This window comes from bacterium, from assembly GCA_029210545.1.
GTDB lineage: Bacteria > BMS3Abin14 > BMS3Abin14 > BMS3Abin14 > BMS3Abin14 > JARGFV01.
Genome location: JARGFV010000180.1, coordinates 1 through 2882 on the forward strand (window position 1 = coordinate 1; position 2882 = coordinate 2882).

Annotated in this window: 3 protein-coding genes; 1 reads left to right on the forward strand and 2 read right to left on the reverse strand. The window is 57.8% G+C overall.

The features are described 5' to 3' along the window. Positions 1 to 133: 133 nt before the first annotated feature. A complete protein-coding gene (locus P1S46_12050; GenBank protein ID MDF1537202.1) occupies positions 134 to 616 on the reverse strand; it encodes a BCAM0308 family protein in 483 nt (160 codons plus the stop codon). A gap of 295 nt (positions 617 to 911) precedes the next feature. Here P1S46_12050 and P1S46_12055 point away from each other — a divergent pair, with 295 nt between their 5' ends. Further along, on the forward strand, positions 912 to 2399 hold the full coding sequence (locus P1S46_12055) for a serine protease (protein MDF1537203.1): 1488 nt from the start codon (positions 912 to 914) through the stop codon (positions 2397 to 2399). Positions 2400 to 2443: 44 nt separating this feature from the next. Here P1S46_12055 and P1S46_12060 read toward each other — a convergent pair. Next, on the reverse strand, positions 2444 to 2882 hold a 439-nt coding region (locus tag P1S46_12060), incomplete at its 5' end, for a DUF2628 domain-containing protein (GenBank protein ID MDF1537204.1).

Sequence of the window (2882 nt, forward strand, 5' to 3'; positions counted from 1 at the left end):
AGTATTCCGCACAAGCGAACGACTCAGCAACGCCGCCGGAACGGAAAAGAACCTCGTGAATAGTCCGGGCTAGTAAAGCAGGACACGGTTAAACTCCCTCCCAGGCCCCAACTTTTCCCGCGGGATATCCGCCTCATCTTGCCCAGTTCACGCGCACCCGCTTTTCACCGTCTTCGTAGTTGACCGTCAGTTCTCCGCGATAGGACCGCTGGACGGAGTCGCCCAGGCGGCGGGCGATGTGCACGCCGGTGGTGGTAATGACGGTGGCCCCGCCATCCTCCTCGATGGCCATGACCCTTTCCAGCGGGTGCTCCCCCTTTTCCGCTTCCGCCACATTGCCCACCAGGTTCATGATCTCCTGGCGGTTCTCCGTGAAAAACGGCCCTTCGAGGGCAAGGTACCCGGCCGGATAGCTGTCCCGTATCCTCCGGCACGCCGGACAGACCGTGCTGACAGTCTCCCCCGATGGGGCGCCCCACGTCCACCGGCCCCCCATCACCGTCGCGCCGCAGTCCCGGCACATCGCTCCCCCGGGCGGCTTTTCCGTCAGTTTGTAGGGATCCTTACCCCCCTTTAACCTCATCCTGTCTACCCGTCCGGACTTCCACTTCGCCATGTCCGCACCTCCCCGGCCACGCCCCTGAGGCATTCCTGGACCGCCACTCCCTCATGATAATTATACCTCCCGGAGGGCGATCCCGGGGCCGGTCAAACCGCGAGGTCAGGTAAAAACGGTGGAAACCGCGGCAGGAAGGTGTGACTATGGCGGGCAGACGCGACGGCAACCTCAGAAACAGCTGGATTACCCTGCCCATATTTATTAACATCGGAAGAGTCGCGAAAAGTCCATCAACTTCCAGATTCGTAAAAACCGATCCAAACCATGCCTGTTCCGGAAGCCGGAGGTCGTCATGTACCGATCACCCCACATCGCCCTGTCCATGTTGCTTTGCCTTACGGTCCTTGTATACCTTCCCGGAACCGGAAGCTGCGAGACGGCCTCCCCGGCTGACATCAGCACCAGCGTCGTACAAATCTTCGTTCAAACGAACGCCATCGACGTCTTTTCACCCTGGCAGGGACAGGGAGCCCAGCTGTATTTCGGGACGGGCGTGATCATTGAGGGAAACCGCATTCTCACAGCGGCCCACGTGGTTACCGACTACCTGAGCATCGAAGTAAAGAGGCGGGACCATACGCGGAAATACTCCGCCGAGGTCGAATTCTTCGCCCACGACTGTGATCTTGCCATCCTCGCCGTGGATGACCCGGCCTTTTTCGAGGGAAGCCGTCCCATTCCCATGGGCAAAAGCCCCGGCATAGAGGACCAGGTCAAGGTGTACGGGTTCCCCGAAGGCGGCGATACGCTTTCGGCCACAGCCGGGATCGTGTCACGGATTGAGATCTCCACGTATTCCCACTCGTGGAGGGATCTTCTTCTTGTCCAGGTAGACGCTGCAATCAACAACGGCAACAGTGGAGGGCCCGTGGTCACCGGAGGCAAGCTGGTGGGGATCGCATTGCAGACCCTGGGCGGGGCGGAGAACATCGGGTATATCATCCCGGCGGAGATCGTAAACCACGTGCTGGTTGACATCCGGGACGGCCGTTACGACGGTTTCCCCGACCTCGATATCGGTATTCAAACCCTGGAAAACGAGGCTCTGCGCGAAGAGTACGGACTGAAGGGAGATGAAACCGGCGCGCTTGTAAGAGAGGTCGGAGTGGGAACACCGGCCTACGGAGTGATCAACCCGGAGGATGTGATCCTCGAGATAGACGGCTATCCCGTTGCGGAAGACCTGACCATCAACGTTCCTGGACTTGGTCGCGTCAGGACCGATTACCCCCTCCATGGCAAACAGGTCGGGGAGGAGATCACCTTCACTCTTCTCCGTAAAGGAAAACGAATAAAAACAGCCTTCACCGGCGGTGGTCATCCCCCCCTGGTTCCCGGTAATTTCACTCAATTCGGTCAGAGCTATTTTGTTTTCGGCGGCCTCGTCTTTCAACCCCTGACAAGCGACTACCTGTACTTTTCCAAACAGGCGGTGGAAAGCTGCTACAACACGGACCTGGACTACTACGCCTACTTCCACAACTTCAGGACAAAGGATCGCGACCAGATTGTACTCCTGTCAAAGGTTCTGCCGGCTGCCCTCAACAAGGGATATCAGGCCCTGGTGGACATTATCGTGAGTACGGTACAGGGTAAACCAGTGAAAGACCTCAAGCACCTTGTGCGTCTCATCGAGGAAGCGAAGGGACCCCGCCTCAAGATCGTCATGGAAACGGGAGAGATCGTGGTCCTGGACCTGGTCAAAACCAGGAAAGAGAACCAGAAGATCCTCAAGCTCCACAATGTCAACAGCGACAGGAGCGATGATCTGAAGCTGTAACGGGGGCCGTGGGACAACCCACGGGGTCGGAGCGGCAGCCGTATCTACCAGGAAAACCTGACCCATACCAGGAAAGCCAGGATCAAAGGGCTCAGCAGGATCAGCCAGAAGCTTATCATCCCTATCGCCCTTGCCTTTCCGGCACCAGGGATGTCGTCCCGGTACTTCAGGCAGAACCGGTAGTAGTCGTGTGATCCCAGGGTCCCGAATACCGTGCCGCCCAGCAGGTACCAGAGCAGGGCGTCCCGGAACATGAACCCGGAAAGGATACCTGCGAAAAAACCCAGGCACAGGGTGTAAAAGATGCCTTCTTTCCACATTCCCTTGACGAAATAGCGAAGGGGTCCGAAAAAAAATGACGGCCAGTTCCAGGAGAGGTTGAACCGGTCTTCCTCGAACCGGCCGAACTTTGATAGAGTCGCAAAAAGTCCAATCCGGGACTTTTCGCTCCACGGAAAGGGAAAAGCGTCGTTTTCCCTTTCC

What these genes read in the sequence shown, in the direction of transcription:
- P1S46_12050 (MDF1537202.1), bottom strand. Translation starts at nt 616, where the DNA reads ATGGCGAAGTGGAAGTCCGGACGGGTAGACAGGATGAGGTTAAAGGGG.
- P1S46_12055 (MDF1537203.1), top strand. Translation starts at nt 912, where the DNA reads ATGTACCGATCACCCCACATCGCCCTGTCCATGTTGCTTTGCCTTACG.